Raw genomic sequence first — 21,351 nt, 5'->3', positions numbered from 1 at the left:
CTCACGTGCGGGTTACGAACACGGTGACGATCGGCTTCTTGCCCCAGGCCTCGTTGGCAGCGGCACGGACGGCGCGGCGCACCGCCTCGCGGACCATCGCCAAATCCTTGCGCTTTTCACGCGGGATACTCTGCACCGCACCAACGGCCGCATCGTACAGCAGGTCTTCAAGCAGTTCGCCTTCCCGATCGTTCTCCGGCAGGCCGACCGGCACGATTTCCGGGTCCTCGATGATATTGTACTTCGTATCGAGCAGCATCGATACCGCGACGTGGCCGACATAGGACAGCTTGCGCCGGTCGACAACGCCGACCTCTTCCTCGTCGCCGATGAGCTTGCCGTCCTTCATGACGCGGCCAAACGGCGCCTGATCAATGATCTCCGCCCTGCCCGGCGCCAGACGCAGAATGTCGCCATTGCGCACCTGCGGCACCTCGGGAATGCCGGCCATGGCCGCAAGCGAGCCCTGCGCCACGAGATGCGCGGCTTCGCCATGCACAGGCACGAGAATGCGCGGACGCACCCATTCATACATGCGCTTCAGCTCATTGCGGCGTGGATGGCCCGAGACGTGCACCAGCTGATCATCGTCGGAGATGATGTGGATACCCTGCTCGATCAAAAGGTTTTTTGTCTCGATGATCGGCTTTTCATTGCCGGGAATGGTGCGCGAGGAATAAATGACAGTATCGCCGGCTGACAGCGCCACATTGCGCATTTCATCGCGGGCAAGCTTGGCCAGCGCCGCGCGGGATTCGCCCTGACTGCCGGTGAGAATGATGACGATATTCTCGCGCGGGATGAAACCGTAATCCTCTTCGGAGAGAAATTCCGGAATGCCGTCGAGATAACCCAGTTCACTGGCCACATCGATCATCCGCTTCATCGAGCGGCCGAGCACCAGCACCTGGCGCCCGGCATCGCGGGCGGCGATAGCGATGGAACGGATACGTCCGACATTGGACGAAAAGGTGGTGATGGCCACGCGACCGCGGGCATTTTCGATGATGTCGCGCAGACTGTCGCCGACCTCCCGCTCGGAGGGCGATTCCCCGTCACGCAAGGCATTGGTGGAGTCGCACATCATCGCCAGCACGCCTTCATCACCGAGGGCACGGAATCCGGCCTCATCGATCAGCGGTCCAAGCGACGGCTCCGGGTCCATCTTCCAGTCGCCGGTGTGAACGACGATGCCCAACGGCGTCCTGATCGCCAGCGAGACGGGTTCCGGGATCGAGTGGGTCACGGCAAGCGCTTCGAACTCGAAGGGGCCGACATTGAACTTTTCGCCGGCGCGGTAAATGGTGACGGGAATATCCGGCGCACCCGGCTCCGACTGGCGCTTGGCTTCCAGCAACCCGGCGGTGAATGGCGTCGCATAGACCGGCACATTCAACAGCGGCCAAAGGTCGAGCAAGGCACCGTAATGGTCCTCGTGGGCATGGGTGATCACAATCCCCTTGAGATTGTGCCGCTCGGCCTGCAGAAAACGGATATCGGGAAGAACGAGATCAGCGCCTGGAAGATCCGGTCCGGCGAAGGTGACGCCCATGTCGACGACCACCCATTCGCGCTTGTGTGCGGGGCCATAGCCATACATGGCCAGATTCATCCCGATTTCACCAACGCCGCCCAAAGGCAGGAACACGAGCTCTGCCTGATCGGAATTTGCCATTTATACTCCTTACAACCGGCTATCCGGCACTTGCCGATGCAACTGCTCCGAAATGAACATCGCCGGCAGCAATCTTCACCCGTTCCCCATCATTATCGCGTATGACGAAACGGCAGTCTTCGTCAATTGTTTCGAATATACCACGCAGCACCGAGCCGTCGACCCGCACGGCAACTTCACTGCCAATTCCTGCCGCGCGCTTGAGCCAGCGCTTGCGAATGTCGGCAAGCCCGCGCCCCTCGTTCCAGATGCGGCTGTTTTCCTGCCAGGCATCGGACAGCGCCAGAAACAGCGTTTCCGCATCGCAGGCCGCACCAAGCTGCTTCAGCGATGTCGCTGGATAAGGCACGTCCTCGGGGTAAGCAACCACATTGACGCCGATGCCGACGACGACGGCAAACCGCCCGTCCGGCAGATGCGTCGATTCCAGGAGAATGCCGGCAAGCTTGGCCTTGTTGGCCAGAAGATCGTTCGGCCACTTCAGCTCGACACGCAAATCCGACCTGCTGGCACCGATACCATCGACGCCGACCGAAACCGCGCCTTGCGGGCAGACGGCGTCAAGCGCGTCCGCCAGGGAAAGCCCGGCGACAAAGCCGAGGGTTGCCGCCGTCTTCAACTCGAAATTGCCGGTGAGCAGCAGGGAGGCCGCCAGATTGCCGTGGGATGTGGCCCAGGCGCGGCCGCGGCGCCCGCGCCCGCTTTCCTGTTTCTTCGAAACGATCCACAGCCGTCCGGGATCACCAGCCTGCGCGCGCTCCAGCGCGACCGCATTGGTCGAGCCGACCGTATCGAAGGCCTCCATCCGGAAGCCGTTTTTCTGCGCCAGCGGCGAGAGCGAGAATCCCATTGATCAGGGTTCCCGGCCTCAGAAGAACGTTTTCGCGGCAGCTTCCGCATAGGTGCTGACCGGTCCGCCGATCAGTACATAAAGCAGCGTCAGCAGGCCCGAGACACCGAGGACCAGGCGCAGTTCACCGGCAACCGGCACGAACTCGCCAGCCGGTTCATCGAACCACATGATCTTGATGATGCGCAGATAGTAGAACGCACCCACGACCGAAGCCACGATACCGATGATGGCCAGCGCATAGAGATTGGCCTGCATCGCGGCAAGGAAGGTGTACCACTTGCCCCAGAACCCGGCGAGCGGCGGAATACCGGCCAGCGAGAACATGAGGATGGTGAAGATCGTCGCCATGATCGGATTGGTGCGGGACAGGCCGGCCAGATCTTCGATCAGTTCGACATTGCCGTGCTTGCGGCGCATGGCCAGGATGAAGGCAAACACGCCGAGCGTCGTGATCAGGTAGATCAGCATGTAGATCGCCACGCCGCGCACACCGACCTGCGTACCGGCGGCAAGGCCGACAAGCGCATAGCCCATGTGGCTGATCGACGAATAGGCCATCAGGCGCTTGATGTTGCGCTGGCCGATGGCTGCGAATGCACCCAGGACCATCGACGCAATGGCGATGAAGACGATGATCTGCTGCCAGTCATGGGTGATCGGCTGGAAGGTCTCGACGGCAACGCGTGTCAGAAGCGCCATGGCGGCCATCTTCGGCGCACTGGCGAAGAAGGCGGTCACCGGCGTCGGCGCACCTTCGTAGACATCCGGCGTCCACATGTGGAACGGCACGGCGGAAATCTTGAAGGCGAGACCGGCAAAGATGAACACCAGGCCGAACACGACGCCAAGCTGACGCTCGCCGCCTGCCAGCGCCTGGGCGATGCCCGCAAAGCCGGTATGGCCGGTAAAGCCGTAGACGAGCGAAATGCCGTAAAGCAGCATGCCCGACGACAATGCGCCGAGAACGAAATACTTCAGGCCGGCTTCGGTCGAGCGGGCACTGTCGCGGTTGATTGCAGCAATGACATAGAGCGCCAGGGACTGCAGTTCGAGGCCGAGATAGAGCGACAGGGTGTCATTGGCCGAAATCATCAGGAGCATGCCGAGGGTCGACAGCAGGATGAGGATCGGGAACTCGAACTTGTCGAACTTCTCCGCCTTGGCGAAGCCAACCGACATGACGAGCGCAACGATCGAGCCGACCAGTGTCAGCACTTTCATGAAGCGCGCGAACGGATCCGAAACGAAGGCACGGCCGAAGACGTGACCATCGTGCGGGAAGAGAACGAGGATTGCCAATGCTGCAAGCAGCACGGCAACCGCCAGTCCGTTGACCAGGGAATTCGCCCGTTCACCGGAGAAGGCCCCGATCATCAGTAGAGCCAATGCGCCCACTGCGATGAGCAGTTCGGGAGCCATAAGCGTCAGGTTGGCAATCATGTCGGTCTGCATCGGCCTTGGCCTCTTCCTGCTATTTCAGCGCCAGTGTGGCGGCTGCGGACAGCGCGTTATTGTATTGATTGATAAGGGCGTGCACCGAGCTTGCCGTCGCATCGAAGACAGGCATCGGATAAACACCGTAGAAGATGGTGAGGATCACCAGCGGATAGACCACCAGCTTTTCGCGTGGCGACATATCCAGAAGCGACTTCAGGCTTTCCTTGTCCAGCGAGCCGAACACGACGCGGCGATAGAGCCACAGCGCATAGGCCGCCGAGAAAATCACGCCTGATGTTGCAAACAGCGCAACCCAGGTGTTGACGCGGAAGACGCCAAGCAGCGTGAGGAATTCACCGATGAAGCCCGAGGTGCCCGGCAGGCCGACATTGGCCATGGTCAGGACCAGGAAAACCACCGCATATTTCGGCATGTTGTTGACGAGGCCGCCATAGGCGGAGATGTCGCGGGTATGGGTGCGGTCATAGACAACACCGACGCAGAGGAATAGTGCGGCCGAAACCAGACCGTGCGACAGCATCTGGAACAATGCGCCCTGGATGCCCTGCTCGTTGGCGGCGAAGATACCCATGGTCACATAGCCCATGTGCGCAACCGAGGAGTAGGCGATCAGCTTCTTGATGTCTTCCTGCATCAGCGCCACCAGCGAGGTGTAGACGATGGCGACAACCGAAAGCGTGTAGATCAGCGGCGCGAAGTCGGCGGACGCGATCGGGAACATCGGCAGGGAGAAGCGCAGGAAGCCGTAGCCGCCGAGCTTCAACAGGATGCCGGCCAGAATGGCTGACGCCGCCGTCGGTGCTTCCACGTGCGCATCCGGCAGCCAGGTGTGCACCGGCCACATCGGCATCTTCACGGCGAAGGACGCGAAGAAGGCCAGCCACAGCCATGTCTGCATGGAGGCCGGGAACGGATAGGCCAGCAGAGTCGGGATATCGGTCGTGCCAGCCTGCCAGTACATGGCCATGATGGCCAGCAGCATCAGCACGGAGCCGAGCAGCGTGTAGAGGAAGAACTTGAAGCTGGCATAGACGCGGCGCTTGCCGCCCCACACGCCGATGATGATGAACATCGGCACCAGCACGGCTTCGAAGAACACGTAGAACAGCACGATATCCAGCGCGCAGAACACACCGATCATCAGCGTTTCCAGCACGAGGAAGGCAATCATGTATTCCTTGACCCGGCTCTGTATGGCTTCCCAGCTGGCCAGGATGCACAGCGGCATCAGGAATGTCGTCAGGATGACGAACAGCATCGAAATGCCGTCCACGCCCATGTGATAGGAAATCCCGGAGTCGAGCCAGGCTGCCTTTTCCACGAACTGGAAGCCGGCATGACCCTTGTCGAAATAATACCAGATCGGCAGGGAAAGCAGGAATGTGATGACCGTCGTCCACAGCGCCACGTTGCGGATATTGCGCCGCGCGGATTCACTGTCATCCCGGATCAGAAGGATCAGGAATGCACCGACCAATGGCAGGAAGGTAACAGTCGATAGAATTGGCCAGTCGGTCATCAGAAGTTGCTCCCGAGCATCATCCACGTGACGAGTGCGGCGACCCCAATGAGCATCGCGAACGCATAATGATAGAGGTAACCGGTCTGCAGGCGCACCACGCGGTTGGTGACATCCACGACGCGGGCCGAGATACCATCCGGACCATGGCCGTCGATCAGCCAACCATCGCCCTTCTTCCACAGGAACCTGCCAAGGGCCTTGGCCGGACGCACGAACAGGAAGTCGTAGAGTTCGTCAAAATACCACTTGTTGAGCAGGAACTGGTACAGGCCGCGGTGCTGCTCGGCCAGCCGGACGGGTGTCTGCGGCGAGCGGATGTAGAAGTACCAGGACAGGATGAAGCCTGCGAGCATCGCAAGGAACGGCGAGGCAGCAACCAGAGCAGGCACATGGTGGTGCAACTCCAGAATCTCGTTTTCCTTGCCGGTGAACAGTGCACCCTTCCAGAACTCGGCATATTCGTGGCCGAAGAAGTATTCGCGGAAGATGACACCGGCAAACAGCGCGCCGATGGCCAGGATGAACAGCGGCACCAGCATGACATAGGGCGATTCATGCACGTGATGCATGACGTCGTGCGACGCGCGCGGCTTGCCATGGAACGTCATGAAAATCAGGCGCCATGAATAGAAGCTGGTGAACAGCGCTGCGATAACCAAGAGGATGAAGGCATAGCCTGCCGCCGGGCTGGTCGACGCATAGGCCGACTCGATGATCGCATCCTTGGAGAAGAAGCCGGCGGTGCCGATCGACGTGCCGGGGATACCGAGGCCGGTCAGCGCGACGGTGCCGATGACCATCATCCAGTAGGTTTGCGGGATCAGCTTGCGCAGGCCGCCCATGTGACGCATGTCCTGCTCGTCGGAAACCGCGTGAATAACGGAACCGGCGCCAAGGAACAGCAGGGCCTTGAAGAAGGCGTGCGTGAACAGGTGGAAAATCGCCGCGCCATAGGCACCCAGACCAAGCGCCACGAACATGTAGCCGAGCTGCGAGCAGGTGGAATAGGCGATGACGCGCTTGATGTCGTTCTGCACCAGGCCGACCGTGGCGGCAAAGAAGGCCGTCGTCGCGCCGACAAGCGTCACAACGATCAAGGCCGTGTGCGACAGTTCGAAGATCGGCGACAGGCGCGCAACCATGAACACGCCTGCGGTCACCATCGTTGCCGCATGGATCAGCGCGGACACCGGTGTCGGGCCCTCCATGGCGTCAGGCAGCCAGGTGTGCAGCAGGAACTGCGCGGACTTGCCCATCGCGCCCATGAACAGCAGCAGACAGGCAACCGTGATCGCTTCCTGCTTGCCCAGGGCATAGCCGAGAAAATTCAGGACAACCTTGCCGTCCCCTGCTCCCTCCGCCGGAAGATACTGCGCGGCGGACTGGAACAGCGTGTCGAACTGAACCGTATCGAACAGCACGAACAGTGCGAAAATACCGAGAAGGAAGCCGAAATCGCCGACGCGGTTGACGATGAAAGCTTTCATCGCCGCGGCATTGGCCGAAGGCTTCTTGAACCAGAAACCGATCAGCAGGTACGAGGCAAGACCCACGCCTTCCCAGCCGAAGAACATCTGAACCAGATTGTCGCCAGTCACCAGCATCAGCATGGCGAAGGTGAAGAGCGAGAGATAGGCGAAGAAGCGCGGCCGATGCGGATCGTGATGCATGTAGCCGATCGAATAGGTATGGACGAGCGCCGACACCGTGTTGACGACGATCAGCATGACAGCGGTCAGCGTATCGATGCGCAGGGCCCAGTCGAAGCTCAGCGAGCCGGACTCGACCCAGTGCATGACCGGAACCTTGAACGCCTCGCCATGGCCGAGCGCCACGGTCGTGAATGCGATCCATGAGAGAACCGCAACCACGATCATCAGACCGGTGGTGACATACTCGCTCGCCTTCGCGCCGATGGACGAGCCGAACAGACCCGCGATCAGAAAGCCGAGCAGCGGAAGGAAGACAATCGCCAGATACAGCATGCCCCCGTCAACCTTTCATCATGTTGACGTCTTCTACGGCAATCGATCCACGATTGCGGTAGAACACGACGAGAATAGCCAGACCGATGGCAGCCTCAGCGGCCGCTACGGTCAGGACAAACAATGCAAAAACCTGTCCGACCAGATCACCCAGTGCAGCGGAGAACGCCACGAAGTTCAGGTTGACGGCGAGCAGGATCAATTCGACCGACATCAGGATGACGATCACGTTCTTACGATTGAGGAAGATACCGAAGATCCCCATCGTGAACAGGAGCGCCGAAACTGTCAGATAATGTGCAATACCGATGACCATCATGCGCTCCTGTCAAATACCCTTGCCCGTTTCGACCTGCTTGACCTCGATGGCCGTTTCAGGCGTGCGTCCGACCTGCTGGGAGATGTTCTGGCGCTTGATGCCTTCCTTGTGGCGAAGCGTCAGCACAATCGCGCCGATCATGGCGACCAGAAGCACGAGACCGGCAATCTGGAAGTAGTAGATGTAATCCGTGTAGAGGATGTCGCCGAGCGCCGCCGTATTGCTGCGCGTGGCGATATCGGGTGTCGGCTGAACAACCACGCGGCCAATACTTGGCGTGAAGACCGAACCGCCGAGAACGACAATCAGTTCCACCGCAAGGATCATGCCGACAAGCGCGCCGATGGGCGCATATTGCAGCGCCCCGCGCTTCATTTCGGCAAAATCCACATCCAGCATCATCACGACGAAGAGGAAGAGGACGGCCACCGCGCCGACATAGACCACAAGAAGGATCATCGCCAGGAATTCAGCACCCGTCAGCAGGAAGAGCCCCGCCGCGTTGAAGAAGGCGAGGATCAGAAACAGCACGGAGTGCACGGGATTACGCGCCGCAATCACCATGAACGCACTGGCGACGGTGATGAAGGCGAAGAGATAAAAAAACGCCGCCGCAATACCTGTCAGCATGGGTTCCCCCGATTTCCATTCCGGCAGACTGTTCTGCCATTTTAAAAGCGATTCACGGAGATTCCGTGTATTCGCAGCCTCATAACGCATGTTCCGGGCGGGTAGAAGCACCCTGCCCTAAGACACATGCGCGCACTCGGACGGGACGACGCCCCATCCACTCAATTGTTACCGGTACGGCGCATCCATTGCGATGTTCCGTGCCAGCTCGCGTTCCCAGCGGTCGCCATTGGCGAGCAGCCGGTCCTTGTCATAATAAAGCTCTTCACGGGTTTCCGTGGCGAACTCGAAATTCGGGCCTTCGACGATGGCATCCACCGGGCAGGCTTCCTGGCAGAAGCCGCAATAGATGCACTTCACCATGTCAATGTCATAACGCACCGTGCGGCGCGTTCCGTCATTGCGGCGCGGACCGGCTTCGATGGTGATGGCCTGCGCCGGGCAGATCGCTTCGCAGAGCTTGCAGGCAATGCAGCGTTCTTCGCCGTTGGGATAGCGGCGCAGCGCATGTTCTCCGCGGAAGCGCGGGCTGAGCGGTCCCTTTTCGTAGGGGTAGTTCAGCGTCGCCTTCGGCGCGAAGAACTGGCGCATCGACAGGAAGAAGGCGCCGACGAACTCCGCCAGCAGGAGCGATTTAGCAGCTTGTGCGAGTTGTGCCATGCTGATTCTCCTTACGGTGTCAGGCCGGTGATTTTAAGAAACGCCGCGGTGGCGATGACCATGAAGAGCGAGATCGGCAGGAACACCTTCCAGCCCAGACGCATCAACTGGTCGTAGCGGTAGCGCGGAACGAATGCCTTCACCATGGCGAACATGAAGAAGACGAAGAAAAGCTTGAGCATGAACCAGATGATGCCGGGTACCCAGTTCAGGAACCAGACGTCAACCGGTGGCAGCCAGCCGCCGAGGAACAGGATCGTGGTCAACGCGCACATCAGGGTGATGGCGACATATTCACCGAGGAAGAACAGCAGGAACGCGGTCGACGAATACTCGATCATGTGACCGGCAACGAGTTCCGATTCCGCTTCGACCAGATCAAAAGGCGGGCGGTTGGTCTCGGCCAGCGCCGAGATGAAGAAAATGACGAACATCGGGAACAGGCCGAGCCAATGCCAGTCAAGGAAGGTATTGGGCAGGCCGACCATGGTGCCGAGACCGGTCTTCTGCGACAAGACGATATCCGTGAGGTTCAGCGAACCGACAGTGAGCAGAACGGTGACGATGACGAAACCGATAGAGACTTCGTAGGACACCATCTGCGCGGCGGAGCGGAGCGCGCCGAGGAACGGGTACTTCGAGTTCGATGCCCAGCCGGCCATGATGACGCCGTAGACTTCGAGCGAGGAAATGGCGAGCACATAGAGAATGCCGACATTGACGTTGGCAATCGCCCAGCCCTCATTGACCGGAATGACCGCCCAGGCCGCCATGGCCAGCACCGAAGACACCAGCGGGGCCAGAAGGAAAATGCCCTTGTTGGCGCCGGACGGAATGATCGGTTCCTTGACCACGAACTTCAGAAGGTCGGCGAAGGACTGCAACAGGCCGAACGGTCCAACGACGTTCGGGCCACGGCGCAACTGAACTGCCGCCCAGATCTTGCGATCCGCGTAAAGCAGGTAGGCGATGATCAGTAGCATCACCACGAGCATCAGCACTGATTTTCCGAGGATAATCAGCAGCGGCAGGATGTAGGTTGCGAAAATATCTTCCATATCAGTCTCTTCCCCGCCTACTCGGCCGCCTGCTTGAAGCCGCCCTTGGCCAGCGCGGAACATTCAGCCATGACGGCTGAGGCGCGGGCGATCGGGTTGGTCAAGTAGAAGTCTTGGACCGGCGATACGAAGGCCGTCTTGTCAACGGTGCCCGACGCATTGGCCAGTTTCTTGATGTCGGCAGCATCACCGGCCTGGATGGCGTCGACGACGGCCAGGTGCGGGTATTCTGCATAAAGTTTTGCACGCAGGGCGGCAAGCGAGTCGAATGGCAGCTTCTTGCCGAGCACATCGGACAGTGCGCGCAGGATCGCCCAGTCTTCCTTGGCATTGCCCGGCGCAAAGGCGGCGCGGTTGGTCATCTGCACACGGCCTTCGGTGTTGACGAAGGTGCCGGACTTTTCCGTGTAGGTCGCGCCCGGCAGGATCACGTCGGCATTGTGTGCGCCCTGATCGCCATGGGTGCCGATATAGACGGTGAAGGCACCGCCCTTGCCGGCCCAGTTCAGCTCGTCTGCGCCGAGCAGGAACAGCACGTCGAGTGCCCCCTGCATCTGCGCAACCGACTTGCCGCCTTCGCCCGGCACGAAACCGATATCGAGGGCGCCAACCCGGCTGGCAGCGGTATGAATGACGCCGAAACCGTTCCAGTCATCGGCAAGCGCGCCGGTATCCGCTGCAATCTTGGCAGCAAGACCGAGAACCGCGTTGCCATCTGCACGGCTGAGCGCGCCCTGCCCGATGATGATGATCGGCTTCTTGGCCTTCTTCAGCACCGCATGGAATTTCAGCGACCCGTTGGCAAGTTCCGCCAGGGTGTCTGCGCCGGCGCCGAGATATTCGTAGTTGAAGCGCAGGTCGGCCTGTTCGCCGATCAGCGCAATCGGAATTCCGGCAGCGCGCCAGCGCTTGCGCAGGCGGGCATTGAGCAGCGACGCTTCAAAGCGCGGATTGGAACCGATGATGAGTACGGCGTCAGCGTCTTCAATACCGTCAATGCTTGGATTGAAGATATAGGAGGCGCGGCCATTGGCCGTGTTCAGAACCGTTCCGTCCTGACGTCCGTCGATATTGGCGGAGCCGAGCGATGTGATGAGCTGCTTGAGCGCATACATTTCCTCGACGCTGGCGAGATCGCCGGCAATCGCGCCGATCTTGTCGCCGGTCGTCTTGGCAACGGCAGCCTTGATCGCCTCGAACGCTTCCGGCCAGCTTGCCGGAACCAGACGGCCATCGCGACGCACATAGGGGCGGTCAAGGCGCTGGGTGCGCAGGCCATCCCAGATGAAGCGGGTCTTGTCGGAAATCCATTCCTCGTTCACCGCTTCGTTGACGCGTGGAAGCACGCGCATCACTTCGCGGCCGCGGGTGTCAACGCGGATCGACGAGCCGACGGCATCCATCACGTCGATGGATTCGGTCTTGGTCAACTCCCACGGACGGGCCTGGAAGGCGTAGGGCTTGGATGTCAGAGCACCGACCGGGCAAAGATCGATCACATTGCCCTGCAGCTCCGATGTCATCGCCTGCTCGAGATAGGTGGTGATTTCGGCATCTTCGCCGCGGCCGATAAGGCCGAGCTCGGAAATGCCGGCCACTTCCGTGGTGAAGCGGACACAGCGCGTGCAGTGAATGCAGCGCGTCATGACCGTCTTGACCAGCGGTCCGATATATTTGTCTTCAACGGCGCGCTTGTTTTCCTTGTAGCGCGACGCACCGATACCGAAGACCATGGCCTGATCCTGCAGATCGCACTCGCCGCCCTGATCGCAGATCGGGCAATCCAAGGGATGGTTGATCAGCAGGAATTCCATCACGCCTTCGCGGGCCTTCTTGACCATCGGCGTGTTGGTGAAAATCTCCGGCGTCTCGCCGTTCGGGCCCGGACGCAGGTCGCGCACGCCCATGGCGCAGGACGCGGCAGGCTTGGGCGGTCCGCCCTTCACTTCAATCAAGCACATGCGGCAATTGCCGGCGATCGACAAACGCTCATGGAAACAGAACCGCGGCACCTCGGCACCCGCCGTTTCCGCAGCCTGCAGAAGCGTGTAGTGATCCGGTACTTCGATTTCCCTACCGTCGACTTTGATCTTTGCCATCGTCTGTCCAACCTCGCGGAACATTCCGCATTTTCATTTGGCATTCCCGCGAAACCGCTGAAATACCTTCAATTGCTCCATGCCGGTCCAAGCCAGCATGGCTTTATTCGGGCTTCACCCCCGCCAAGGCAGCGGATTGTTTGACCCACTCATCCCGCACGATACGCCCGCCGAATTTCAGATGATCATCGACCCAGGCAATCTCCTGGGGTGACCATGCCGCAATCTGCGCATGGGTGTAGATGCCAAGACCGTTCAAGACCTGCTCCAGCTTCGGGCCAACGCCCGAAATCCGCTTCAGGTCGTCCGGCAAGGCCGGCTTTGCGATTGCCGCCGGTTTCGACGGCCCCGTTGAAACCGCCGCCAGCTTGGCTTTTTTACCAGCAACCGCCTTTGGTGCGGTTTCGGTCGCCTTGTTGCGTATGATCGTCTTCAACTCAGCAACATCAGGCGCCTGCTTTGCTGCGGCCGCCGGCGACCTGTCCAGCGGCTTCAGCTTCGCGTTGGCATCAAGCATACCGGCAAGAGCACCGGCCCACAGACCCCACATCTGGCTGGCGATGCCGAGAGTCAAAACAGACGCCGCCGCCATCGCACCCATCGGCGGTGTCAGCAGATTGGCAGCCGGAACGATCTGCTTCGGCATCACTGCCGACCAGTCCGCACCCGATCGCTTGTCTGTTCCGGTATCCGGCATATCCCCTCAACCCTATTCCGCCGCAACAAGCACGGGGCTTGCCGCAGAAGCGTTGCGTGTAAACTCATCGATACGGCGTTCGATTTCCGGACGGAAATGCCGGATCAGACCCTGTACCGGCCATGCCGCCGCGTCGCCGAGCGCGCAGATGGTGTGGCCTTCGATCTGCTTGGTCACGTCGAGCAGCATGTCGATCTCGCGCTTCTGCGCATTGCCGACCGCCATGCGTTCCATGACGCGCCACATCCAGCCGGTGCCTTCGCGGCATGGCGTGCACTGGCCGCAGCTCTCGTGCTTGAAGAAGTAGGACAGGCGCGCAATGGCGCGAACGATGTCGGTGGACTTGTCCATGACGATCGCAGCCGCCGTGCCGAAGGATGACTTGACGTTGCGCAACCCATCGAAATCCATCGGGCAATCGATGATATCGGCAGCCGGAACGACCGGACAGGACGCGCCGCCGGGAATAACCGCCAGCAGATTGTCCCAGCCGCCGCGAACGCCGCCCGCATGCTTGTCGACCAGCTCGCGGAAGGTGATGCCCATGGCTTCTTCGACCGTGCATGGACGGTTGACGTGACCGGAGATCATGAACAGCTTGGTGCCGACATTGTTCGGACGGCCGATGCCGGAGAACCAGGCCGCGCCGCGGCGCAGGATGGTCGGGGCAACGGCAACCGATTCAACATTGTTGACGGTGGTCGGGCAGCCATAAAGGCCCATATTGGCCGGGAATGGCGGCTTCAGGCGCGGCTGGCCCTTCTTGCCTTCCAGGCTCTCCAGCAAGGCGGTTTCCTCGCCGCAGATATAGGCGCCGGCGCCGTGATGGACATAGATATCGTAGTCCCAGCCGTTCTTGTTGTTCTTGCCGAGCAGCTTGGCGTCATAGCATTCGTCAATGGCGGCCTGCAGCGCTTCGCGCTCGCGGATATATTCGCCGCGCACATAGATGTAGCAGGTGTTGGCGCCCATGGCGAAACCGGCAATCAGGCAGCCTTCGATCAGCGTATGCGGATCGTGGCGCATGATATCGCGGTCCTTGCAGGTGCCCGGCTCGGATTCGTCGGCATTGATGACGAGATAATGCGGGCGTCCGTCGCTTTCCTTGGGCATGAAGGACCACTTCAGACCCGTCGGGAAGCCGGCGCCGCCACGGCCGCGCAGGCCGGAAGCTTTCATCTCGTTGATGATCCAGTCACGGCCCTTGGCGATGATCCCTGCAGTGCCATCCCAGCAGCCGCGTGACATCGCACCCTTCAACGACTTGTCGAAAAGGCCGTAAATATTGGTGAAGATGCGGTCTTTGTCAGCGAGCATATCGCACCCGTCCTACTCTCTTCGTCCATTCTCCAGCGAAAACGCACATCGTTTCCGCCAATGATCTTATCTCGGCTTCTTGCCGAAAACCTTGATGTACTCGGCTTCGCCGCCCTTGGCCAAGGCCTTGGCTTGCTTGACCCAGTCGTCGCGTTCGATACGGCCCTTGAAGTTGAGGTAACCGTCAACCCATTCGCGCTCGGCCTTTTTCCAGCCGGCGACCTGGGCAAATGTATAGATGCCGAGTTCATGCAGGATGCCTGCAATCTTCGGGCCGACGCCGGAAATCAGTTCGAGATCATCCACGACGGCAGGCTTGTCGATCGCGGCCGGACGGTTCTTGTCCTCGAGCGATACGGCCTTTGCCGGTGCCTCGTCCTGCTTTGCCACACTCGCGGCCGGAACAGCAGCGGCATCGGCAGCCTTTGCCGCACGCTTCGGCTTGGCCGCGCCATTGCCTTCGATCAGCGTCGTTGCGCCGCCCTCAGGGGCGGAGAAATAACGGTCGATCTGCGGGCCGGGCGTGATCGTATCGCCCTTGCCGGCTTCGAAAGCATCGATGATTTCCTCGAGGCGTTCGGGCGTCAGATCCTCATAGGTATCCTTGAACACCATGATCATCGGCGCGTTGACGCAGGCACCGAGGCATTCGACCTCTTCCCACGACAAAGTGCCGGATTCGTTGGTGTGGAACGGCTCGTGGTGAATGCGGTGCTGGCAGACCTTCTTCAGGTCTTCCGCGCCGCGCAGCATGCACGGCGTGGTGCCGCAAACCTGGATATGGGCACGCGTTCCGACCGGCTTCAGCTGGAACTGCGTATAGAATGTCGCCACTTCCAGAACGCGGATCAGCGGCATGTCGAGCATGGTTGCAACATGCTCGATGGCAGCCTTGGTGACCCAGCCATCCTGTTCCTGCGCGCGCATCAGCAGCGGAATGACCGCGGACTGTTCGCGGCCCTTGGGATATTTCTTGATGGTCTGCTTGGCCCAGGCAGTGTTTTCGCGATTGAACGCGAAGGCTGCTGGTTGGACGCTATCTTCTGCAAGACGACGGACGGACATTAGCGATCAACCTCACCAAATACGATATCGAGCGAGCCGAGGACAGCGGAGACGTCGGCCAGCATGTGACCACGGCACAGGAAGTCCATGGCCTGGAGATGGGCAAAGCCCGGGGCGCGCAGCTTGACGCGGTATGGCTTGTTGGAGCCATCGGACACCAGGAACACGCCGAATTCGCCCTTGGGCGCTTCCACCGCGGCGTAAACCTCACCGGCGGGCACGTGATACCCTTCAGTGTAAAGCTTGAAGTGATGGATCAGCGCTTCCATCGACCGCTTCATCTCGCCGCGCTTCGGCGGAACGATCTTGGCGGACATGTTGGAAACCGGCCCTACCCGCTCCTTGCCCAGCAGGAGATCGACGCACTGGCGCATGATGCGCACCGACTGGCGCATTTCTTCCATGCGGATGAGATAACGGTCGTAGCAGTCGCCGTTCTTGCCGATCGGAACATCGAATTCCATCTCGGAATAGCATTCATAGGGCTGCGACTTGCGCAGATCCCAGGCGGCACCCGAGCCGCGTACCATGACGCCGGAGAAACCCCATGCCCATGCGTCCTCCAGCTTCACGACGCCGATATCGACGTTACGCTGCTTGAAAATGCGGTTCGGGGTGATCAGGTCGTCGAGATTCTTGACGGTCTGCAGGAACGGATCGCACCACTTGCCGATATCCTCGATGAGTCTGTCGGGAAGATCCTGATGCACGCCGCCCGGACGGAAATAGGCCGCGTGCATACGGGCACCGCAAGCGCGCTCGTAGAACACCATCAGCTTTTCGCGCTCTTCGAAGCCCCAGAGCGGCGGCGTCAGGGCACCGACGTCCATGGCCTGCGTGGTCACGTTCAAGAGATGCGAAAGAATACGGCCGATTTCCGAGAACAGCACGCGGATCAGCTGGCCGCGCTTGGGCACCTCAATGCCGAGCAGGCGCTCGACGGCCAGCGCGTAGGCATGCTCCTGATTCATCGGCGCCACGTAGTCGAGGCGGTCGAGATAGGGCACGGCCTGCAGATAGGTCTTGGCTTCCATCAACTTCTCGGTGCCGCGATGCAGCAACCCGATATGCGGGTCAACGCGCGCGACCACCTCACCGTCCAGTTCAAGCACAAGGCGCAAAACGCCATGCGCCGCAGGATGTTGCGGGCCGAAGTTAATGTTAAAGTTGCGGACGCTGTGTTCAGTCATATTTCGCTTCCTGGCGTCTTACACGTCTGTATTCGCACGCATTCAATTCGCTTTGGCCTTCTCATCACCCGGCAGCACATAATCCGTGCCTTCCCAGGGTGACTGGAAGTCGAAATTGCGGAATTCCTGCCGCAGTTCGACAGGTTCATATACGACGCGCTTGACCTCGTCGTCATAACGGACTTCGACGAAACCTGTCAGCGGGAAGTCCTTGCGCAGCGGATGGCCGTCAAAACCGTAGTCGGTCAGGATGCGGCGCAGATCCGGATGACCGGAGAACAGCACGCCATAGAGATCGTAGGTCTCGCGCTCATACCAGTCGGCACCGGGATAGACCGGCGTGGCGGAAGGCACGGGTGTATCTTCGTCCGTCGCCACCTTGACGCGGATGCGCAGATTCTGGCGCGGCGACAGAAGATGATAGACCACGTCAAAGCGATGCGAGCGGTAGGGATAGTCCACGCCGCTGATATCGATCAGCGAAATGAACTGGCACTGCACGTCGTCACGCAGGAAGGTCAGAACATCGAGCAGTCTTGCCGCGTCGACTTCAACGCTCAGATCGCCATAGGCCAGAGCCACCGAATTCAGCGACGCACCCAGCTTTTCCTGGAGGTAGCTGGAGAGTTCATTCAATGCTTCTTCAAACATCGCCCTCTCCTATCGCTCGATCGTGCCGGTGCGGCGGATTTTCTTCTGCAGCATCAGAACACCATAGAGCAGCGCTTCGGCCGTGGGCGGGCAGCCCGGCACATAGATATCCACCGGCACGACGCGGTCGCAACCGCGCACCACCGAATAGGAATAGTGATAATAGCCGCCGCCATTGGCGCAGGAGCCCATCGAGATGACGTAGCGCGGCTCAGGCATCTGGTCATAGACCTTGCGCAGCGCCGGAGCCATCTTGTTGGTCAGCGTGCCGGCAACGATCATCACGTCGGACTGACGCGGTGACGCGCGCGGGGCAAAGCCGAACCGCTCGCCGTCATAGCGCGGCATGGAGGTGTGCATCATTTCGACCGCGCAGCAGGCAAGGCCGAAGGTCATCCACATCAGCGAACCGGTGCGCGCCCAGGTGACCAGCGCATCGGCGGAGGTTACGAGAAATCCCTTGTCGGCGAGCTCATTGTTGATCTCACCGAAAAACGCATCATCGGAACCGATCGGCTTGCCCGTACCGGGATCAAGAATGCCTTTGGGTTTCGGTGCCACGAGGGTGGTTTGGCTAGCGGTCAATCCCATTCCAGCGCTCCCTTTTTCCACTCATAGATAAAGCCGATTGTCAGAACGCCGAGGAAGATCATCATCGACCAGAAACCGAACCAGCCGATCTTGCTGAAGGCCACGGCCCACGGAAAGAGGAAGGCAACTTCCAGATCGAAGATGATGAACAGAATCGAGACAAGATAGAAGCGGACATCAAATTTCATGCGGGCATCATCGAATGCGTTGAAGCCGCACTCATAGGCCGACAATTTTTCCGGGTCTGGCGACTTGTATGCGACCAGAAAAGGCGCAACCAACAGTGCCAAACCGATTACCAGCGCTACCCCGATGAAGATAACGATGGGCAGGTAGGAACTTAAAAGCTCGTTCATGATCCGACTTTTTCCGCCTTGTGAACTCAGGCTGACAAGAATGCCATGTTATGCACATGACTGCCACCAATACGCGACAGACCGCACCAGCTTTGACACCGGTACGATGCGGCGAGGGTTAGCGCGTTAGCGCCATGCGCGCAAGTGCAACAATCGCCCCAATACCACCGGTTTTTTGTCACCATTTCGTGACGCATATCCATAAAAAGCCGCGAATTTCGCAGTTTTAAGCCAGTTTGGCCCGCAAAACACAGCTGAATCACTCTTTAGAATGATATTAATGTGCCTTGCCGGCCTGTTTGTCCGCGACGTGGTTTTCAGAACTGCGACATTCGGTCCTATAAACGATTTAGGACAAAATGCAGATATGCCGCGCGCGTGGAAACAGCACGCGCGCCAGGGCGCGAATGCTGTTGTGCAGAGTTTGGGAAAGAGGGGCGCTTAGAGACCCGCGAGAGGCTCCAGACTGAGCCTTTCCCCCTCTTCGGATAGATATTGCTTCTTCTGCGCCCTGCGGTCGAGCAGCAGCGACCAGACGGCCACGCCAAGACCGAGCAAGGCCAGCGCCGACCCCACAAAGGGCAGGTTCTGATAGGACACGCCCCAGGTGAGCGCCGCACCGCCAACCCAGGCACCGGCGGCATTGCCCGCGTTGAATGCGCCCTGGTTGAGCGTGGCCGCCAGATTGGGCGCTTCGCTCGCGGTTTCGACCACCCGCATCTGCAATGGCGGAACGATGACGAAGGTCAGCATGCCCCACAGGAACACCACGGCGATTGCCGCCGCTGCCGTGCCGCTGACTTCCGCCAGCAGGGCATGGGTGAACACCACGGTGACCAGGGTGCCGATCACCGTGGGCATCAGCTTCCAGTCGGCAAGCTTGCCGCCGATGACATTCCCGACGGTCATCCCAGCCCCGAACAGCAGCAGAACCCAGGTCACCGCCGCGGTCGACAGGCCGGACACATCGGTGAGGATCGGCTTGATATAGGTAAAGACGGCAAACAGGCTGCCGGAAGCGAGCGCCGAGATCAGCATGGCAAGCCAGACCTGCAGTTTGCCGAGAACCTTGATCTCGCTGAGAATGCCGCCGCCCTTCTCTTCTGCCCCGGCCGCGGGAACCAGTAGCGCGATGGCGATGACGGCGGCAACGCCGATGGCGACGACGGCATAGAAGGTGGAGCGCCAGCCATAGAGCTCGCCGAGGGCGGTACCGGCGGGCACGCCGAGGATATTGGCGAGCGTCAGGCCGGCAAACATCAGCGCGATGGCGCTGGCGCGCTTGTGGCGCGGCACGAGGCTGGCGGCCACCACCGACCCGATGCCGAAGAAGGCACCGTGGCCGAAGGCGGTGACAACGCGGGCGATCATCAGCATCCAGTAATTGGGGGCAATGGCGCAGAACAGATTACCGACGACAAAGAGCATCGCGAGACCGATGAGCACGGGCTTGCGCGGCAGGGATGCCGTGGCAATGGCGATGATGGGTGCACCGATGACGACGCCAAGCGCATAGCCGGTCACCAGCAGGCCTGCATGGGGGATGGTGACATGCAGGTCGGCCGCGACTTCCGGCAACAGACCCATGATCACGAATTCGGTTGTGCCGATGCAGAAGGAGGCAATGGCAAGAGCGAGAATCGGCAAGGGCATGGGCGGCAACCATCGGAGCTGGAGTAAGGAATCATGCTGCCTAGTCCACAAAGCTTTCACAACTGATTTTTGTGCAACGCAGCAATGCATTTATGCGGGGCGATTCACCCCGGCGGCGAATCGTATCGACGGGTTGAAAAACAGCGAAAAAGATTCGCCGTCCGCACACCAGCGGAAAACCGGACAGGACTGATTTTCCTAAGCCGCATCAGAAACCGGCAGGCGCCTGAGGGGCGAACCGGAGAGCGGCGGGCAGTGGACCATGGGAACATTCGGGAGAGAAGAGATGCAAGCGTGCGGGGCACCACTTTCCGTAATATCAAGCATTTACATCAATTGCTTGAGAGGGAAAGTGGCGCGAGTGACGGGGCTCGAACCCGCGACCTCCGGCGTGACAGGCCGGCACTCTAACCAACTGAGCTACACCCGCGCACTTTGCAAACCAGAAATTCATCTGGTGTGAGCGGTCGTTTAAGGGGTTCGCGGGGGAGTGTCAAGCGCTAGTCGACAGGAAAAATGCGATTGTGAAAAACTCTTCAAACAAATCATAAAAGTGTCTCATACCCTCTTGCCAATATCGCACGAAACGCCTAAACGCTCCCCACACACCCTTGTGAGGGGGCGATTAGCTCAGTTGGTAGAGCGCTTCGTTTACACCGAAGATGTCGGGAGTTCGAGTCTCTCATCGCCCACCATTCCCCAGCGGAACATTTTCTTCCCTTACTTCTAGCCGAGATAATTTGTCTGTTCACATCGCAGCCGACATGCGTGCGTGGTCGGGATTTGCCAGTTGCGGATTTTTCCCGCCGGCAGTGAGCAACTGCAATATTTTATCCTTTGCGCCAGCAATTTTCTGCGGCAACAATGTTCTCCTCCTTCCAAGAGCAAACCAGAAAACGGGAACATCACATGCCAAACAACCGTGCAGCACGAATCGCAATCCTTTCATTCGCCACGCTTTACCCTGCCCTTGCCCATGCGCATGTCGGCGTGGGTGACACCAGCGGCTTTACCCATGGCTTCGCCCACCCCGTGTCCGGCCTCGATCATGTCCTGGCGATGATTCTCGTCGGCATCCTTGCCTTCCAGCTGGGCGGACGCGCCCTGTGGCTCGTTCCGGCAGCGTTCGTCGGGATGATGGCCGCTGGCGGCGCGCTTGGCGCTGCCGGAGTGAGCCTGCCCTTTGTCGAACTCGCAATCGCGCTCTCGGTGATTGTGCTCGGAGCGGCGGTGGCCTTGGAAATTCAGGCGCCCGTGGCCATTGCAACCGCCCTCGTCGGCCTCTTCGCCATTTTCCATGGCTATGCCCATGGCGCGGAAATGCCGGAAAGCGCCGGCGGCCTCGCCTATGCGGGCGGCTTCATGGCCGCCACTGCCCTGCTCCACGTCGCCGGTATCGGCATCGGCTTTGCCATCGGCGGAATCAGCCAACGTGCCGGCCCCAGTGCGGTGCGAATCATCGGCGGGCTTGCCGCCTTGGCTGGTGTCGGCATTCTGACGGGCGCGCTCTGAACAATTCGAATGCCGAATCAAAAAAGCCGGGCAATTGCTTGCCCGGCTTTTGTTTGTTTA

Annotated in this window: 19 protein-coding genes and 2 tRNA genes; 2 read left to right on the top strand and 19 right to left on the bottom strand. The window is 60.0% G+C overall.

Translation table 11 applies throughout. The features are described from left to right. Window position 1 precedes the first annotated feature (1 nt). From AC1Q5O_RS04300 to AC1Q5O_RS04210, 19 genes are all read right to left on the bottom strand, one after another. On the bottom strand, window positions 2-1,675 hold the full coding sequence (locus tag AC1Q5O_RS04300; RefSeq protein WP_492561947.1) for a ribonuclease J: 1,674 nt from the start codon (window positions 1,673-1,675) through the stop codon (window positions 2-4). 19 nt (window positions 1,676-1,694) lie between these two features. Continuing rightward, window positions 1,695-2,525, bottom strand: a complete 831-nt coding sequence (locus AC1Q5O_RS04295; RefSeq protein ID WP_492561946.1) for a biotin--[acetyl-CoA-carboxylase] ligase — start codon at window positions 2,523-2,525, stop codon at window positions 1,695-1,697. An 18-nt stretch (window positions 2,526-2,543) separates the two neighbouring features. After that, window positions 2,544-3,980: an NADH-quinone oxidoreductase subunit NuoN gene (gene nuoN, locus AC1Q5O_RS04290; protein ID WP_492561945.1), complete on the bottom strand. Its 1,437-nt coding sequence runs from the start codon at window positions 3,978-3,980 to the stop codon at window positions 2,544-2,546. Window positions 3,981-3,999: 19 nt separating this feature from the next. Further along, on the bottom strand, window positions 4,000-5,505 hold the full coding sequence (locus AC1Q5O_RS04285) for an NADH-quinone oxidoreductase subunit M (protein ID WP_492561944.1): 1,506 nt from the start codon (window positions 5,503-5,505) through the stop codon (window positions 4,000-4,002). After that, a complete protein-coding gene (gene nuoL / locus AC1Q5O_RS04280; protein ID WP_223615186.1) occupies window positions 5,505-7,493 on the bottom strand; it encodes an NADH-quinone oxidoreductase subunit L in 1,989 nt (662 codons plus the stop codon). Before nuoL ends, AC1Q5O_RS04285 begins: the two co-directional genes overlap by 1 nt. Window positions 7,494-7,500: 7 nt before the next feature. Then, complete coding sequence (gene nuoK, locus AC1Q5O_RS04275) at window positions 7,501-7,809, bottom strand: NADH-quinone oxidoreductase subunit NuoK (RefSeq protein WP_091883761.1); 309 nt, start codon at window positions 7,807-7,809, stop codon at window positions 7,501-7,503. Window positions 7,810-7,821: 12 nt separating this feature from the next. Further along, entirely contained in the window at window positions 7,822-8,442 is a 621-nt protein-coding gene (locus AC1Q5O_RS04270) for an NADH-quinone oxidoreductase subunit J (protein ID WP_426137162.1), read from the bottom strand. Window positions 8,443-8,610: 168 nt separating this feature from the next. Continuing rightward, window positions 8,611-9,102 carry an NADH-quinone oxidoreductase subunit NuoI gene (gene nuoI / locus AC1Q5O_RS04265; protein ID WP_091883764.1) on the bottom strand — a complete coding sequence of 164 codons (492 nt, stop codon included), beginning with the start codon at window positions 9,100-9,102 and terminating at the stop codon, window positions 8,611-8,613. 11 nt (window positions 9,103-9,113) lie between these two features. Continuing rightward, window positions 9,114-10,160 carry an NADH-quinone oxidoreductase subunit NuoH gene (gene nuoH / locus AC1Q5O_RS04260; protein WP_223615188.1) on the bottom strand — a complete coding sequence of 349 codons (1,047 nt, stop codon included), beginning with the start codon at window positions 10,158-10,160 and terminating at the stop codon, window positions 9,114-9,116. A gap of 17 nt (window positions 10,161-10,177) precedes the next feature. Next, window positions 10,178-12,259 carry an NADH-quinone oxidoreductase subunit NuoG gene (gene nuoG, locus AC1Q5O_RS04255; RefSeq protein WP_492561943.1) on the bottom strand — a complete coding sequence of 694 codons (2,082 nt, stop codon included), beginning with the start codon at window positions 12,257-12,259 and terminating at the stop codon, window positions 10,178-10,180. Between the two features lie 103 nt (window positions 12,260-12,362). After that, window positions 12,363-12,956 carry a helix-hairpin-helix domain-containing protein gene (locus AC1Q5O_RS04250; protein WP_492561942.1) on the bottom strand — a complete coding sequence of 198 codons (594 nt, stop codon included), beginning with the start codon at window positions 12,954-12,956 and terminating at the stop codon, window positions 12,363-12,365. A gap of 12 nt (window positions 12,957-12,968) precedes the next feature. Further along, the gene (gene nuoF / locus AC1Q5O_RS04245) at window positions 12,969-14,273 is read right to left on the bottom strand and encodes an NADH-quinone oxidoreductase subunit NuoF (RefSeq protein WP_105735490.1); all 1,305 of its coding nucleotides are present in this window, start codon (window positions 14,271-14,273) and stop codon (window positions 12,969-12,971) included. A 66-nt stretch (window positions 14,274-14,339) separates the two neighbouring features. Beyond that, window positions 14,340-15,338: an NADH-quinone oxidoreductase subunit NuoE gene (gene nuoE, locus AC1Q5O_RS04240; protein ID WP_492561941.1), complete on the bottom strand. Its 999-nt coding sequence runs from the start codon at window positions 15,336-15,338 to the stop codon at window positions 14,340-14,342. Then, window positions 15,338-16,528: an NADH-quinone oxidoreductase subunit D gene (locus AC1Q5O_RS04235; protein ID WP_346306524.1), complete on the bottom strand. Its 1,191-nt coding sequence runs from the start codon at window positions 16,526-16,528 to the stop codon at window positions 15,338-15,340. Before AC1Q5O_RS04235 ends, nuoE begins: the two co-directional genes overlap by 1 nt. 42 nt (window positions 16,529-16,570) lie before the next feature. Beyond that, window positions 16,571-17,179, bottom strand: coding sequence for an NADH-quinone oxidoreductase subunit C (locus AC1Q5O_RS04230; protein ID WP_464660008.1), 609 nt, complete (start codon window positions 17,177-17,179; stop codon window positions 16,571-16,573). A gap of 9 nt (window positions 17,180-17,188) precedes the next feature. Then, a complete protein-coding gene (locus AC1Q5O_RS04225; protein WP_223615194.1) occupies window positions 17,189-17,770 on the bottom strand; it encodes a NuoB/complex I 20 kDa subunit family protein in 582 nt (193 codons plus the stop codon). Then, window positions 17,761-18,126, bottom strand: coding sequence for an NADH-quinone oxidoreductase subunit A (locus AC1Q5O_RS04220; protein WP_091883778.1), 366 nt, complete (start codon window positions 18,124-18,126; stop codon window positions 17,761-17,763). Before AC1Q5O_RS04220 ends, AC1Q5O_RS04225 begins: the two co-directional genes overlap by 10 nt. A gap of 441 nt (window positions 18,127-18,567) precedes the next feature. Beyond that, on the bottom strand, window positions 18,568-19,779 hold the full coding sequence (locus tag AC1Q5O_RS04215) for an MFS transporter (protein WP_492561940.1): 1,212 nt from the start codon (window positions 19,777-19,779) through the stop codon (window positions 18,568-18,570). A gap of 353 nt (window positions 19,780-20,132) precedes the next feature. Next, window positions 20,133-20,209: transfer RNA gene (locus AC1Q5O_RS04210), tRNA-Asp, on the bottom strand. Window positions 20,210-20,398: 189 nt separating this feature from the next. Between AC1Q5O_RS04210 and AC1Q5O_RS04205 the strand changes: the two genes are divergently transcribed. Both AC1Q5O_RS04205 and AC1Q5O_RS04200 read left to right on the top strand, forming a co-directional pair. Continuing rightward, a tRNA-Val gene (locus AC1Q5O_RS04205) sits at window positions 20,399-20,474 on the top strand. A 214-nt stretch (window positions 20,475-20,688) separates the two neighbouring features. Next, on the top strand, window positions 20,689-21,291 hold the full coding sequence (locus AC1Q5O_RS04200; protein ID WP_492561939.1) for a HupE/UreJ family protein: 603 nt from the start codon (window positions 20,689-20,691) through the stop codon (window positions 21,289-21,291). Window positions 21,292-21,351: the final 60 nt, after the last annotated feature.

The organism is Phyllobacterium sp. MT110 (assembly GCF_058792715.1).
This window is presented reverse-complemented; position numbering and strand designations above follow the sequence as displayed.

Bases quoted from the DNA above. Each gene is read 5' to 3' on its own strand.
- AC1Q5O_RS04300 (WP_492561947.1), bottom strand. From the start codon at position 1,675: ATGGCAAATTCCGATCAGGCAGAGCTCGTGTTCCTGCCTTTGGGCGGC.
- AC1Q5O_RS04295 (WP_492561946.1), bottom strand. From the start codon at position 2,525: ATGGGATTCTCGCTCTCGCCGCTGGCGCAGAAAAACGGCTTCCGGATG.
- nuoN (WP_492561945.1), bottom strand. From the start codon at position 3,980: ATGCAGACCGACATGATTGCCAACCTGACGCTTATGGCTCCCGAACTG.
- AC1Q5O_RS04285 (WP_492561944.1), bottom strand. From the start codon at position 5,505: ATGACCGACTGGCCAATTCTATCGACTGTTACCTTCCTGCCATTGGTC.
- nuoL (WP_223615186.1), bottom strand. From the start codon at position 7,493: ATGCTGTATCTGGCGATTGTCTTCCTTCCGCTGCTCGGCTTTCTGATC.
- nuoK (WP_091883761.1), bottom strand. From the start codon at position 7,809: ATGGTCATCGGTATTGCACATTATCTGACAGTTTCGGCGCTCCTGTTC.
- AC1Q5O_RS04270 (WP_426137162.1), bottom strand. From the start codon at position 8,442: ATGCTGACAGGTATTGCGGCGGCGTTTTTTTATCTCTTCGCCTTCATC.
- nuoI (WP_091883764.1), bottom strand. From the start codon at position 9,102: ATGGCACAACTCGCACAAGCTGCTAAATCGCTCCTGCTGGCGGAGTTC.
- nuoH (WP_223615188.1), bottom strand. From the start codon at position 10,160: ATGGAAGATATTTTCGCAACCTACATCCTGCCGCTGCTGATTATCCTC.
- nuoG (WP_492561943.1), bottom strand. From the start codon at position 12,259: ATGGCAAAGATCAAAGTCGACGGTAGGGAAATCGAAGTACCGGATCAC.
- AC1Q5O_RS04250 (WP_492561942.1), bottom strand. From the start codon at position 12,956: ATGCCGGATACCGGAACAGACAAGCGATCGGGTGCGGACTGGTCGGCA.
- nuoF (WP_105735490.1), bottom strand. From the start codon at position 14,273: ATGCTCGCTGACAAAGACCGCATCTTCACCAATATTTACGGCCTTTTC.
- nuoE (WP_492561941.1), bottom strand. From the start codon at position 15,338: ATGTCCGTCCGTCGTCTTGCAGAAGATAGCGTCCAACCAGCAGCCTTC.
- AC1Q5O_RS04235 (WP_346306524.1), bottom strand. From the start codon at position 16,528: ATGACTGAACACAGCGTCCGCAACTTTAACATTAACTTCGGCCCGCAA.
- AC1Q5O_RS04230 (WP_464660008.1), bottom strand. From the start codon at position 17,179: ATGTTTGAAGAAGCATTGAATGAACTCTCCAGCTACCTCCAGGAAAAG.
- AC1Q5O_RS04225 (WP_223615194.1), bottom strand. From the start codon at position 17,770: ATGGGATTGACCGCTAGCCAAACCACCCTCGTGGCACCGAAACCCAAA.
- AC1Q5O_RS04220 (WP_091883778.1), bottom strand. From the start codon at position 18,126: ATGAACGAGCTTTTAAGTTCCTACCTGCCCATCGTTATCTTCATCGGG.
- AC1Q5O_RS04215 (WP_492561940.1), bottom strand. From the start codon at position 19,779: ATGCCCTTGCCGATTCTCGCTCTTGCCATTGCCTCCTTCTGCATCGGC.
- AC1Q5O_RS04200 (WP_492561939.1), top strand. From the start codon at position 20,689: ATGCCAAACAACCGTGCAGCACGAATCGCAATCCTTTCATTCGCCACG.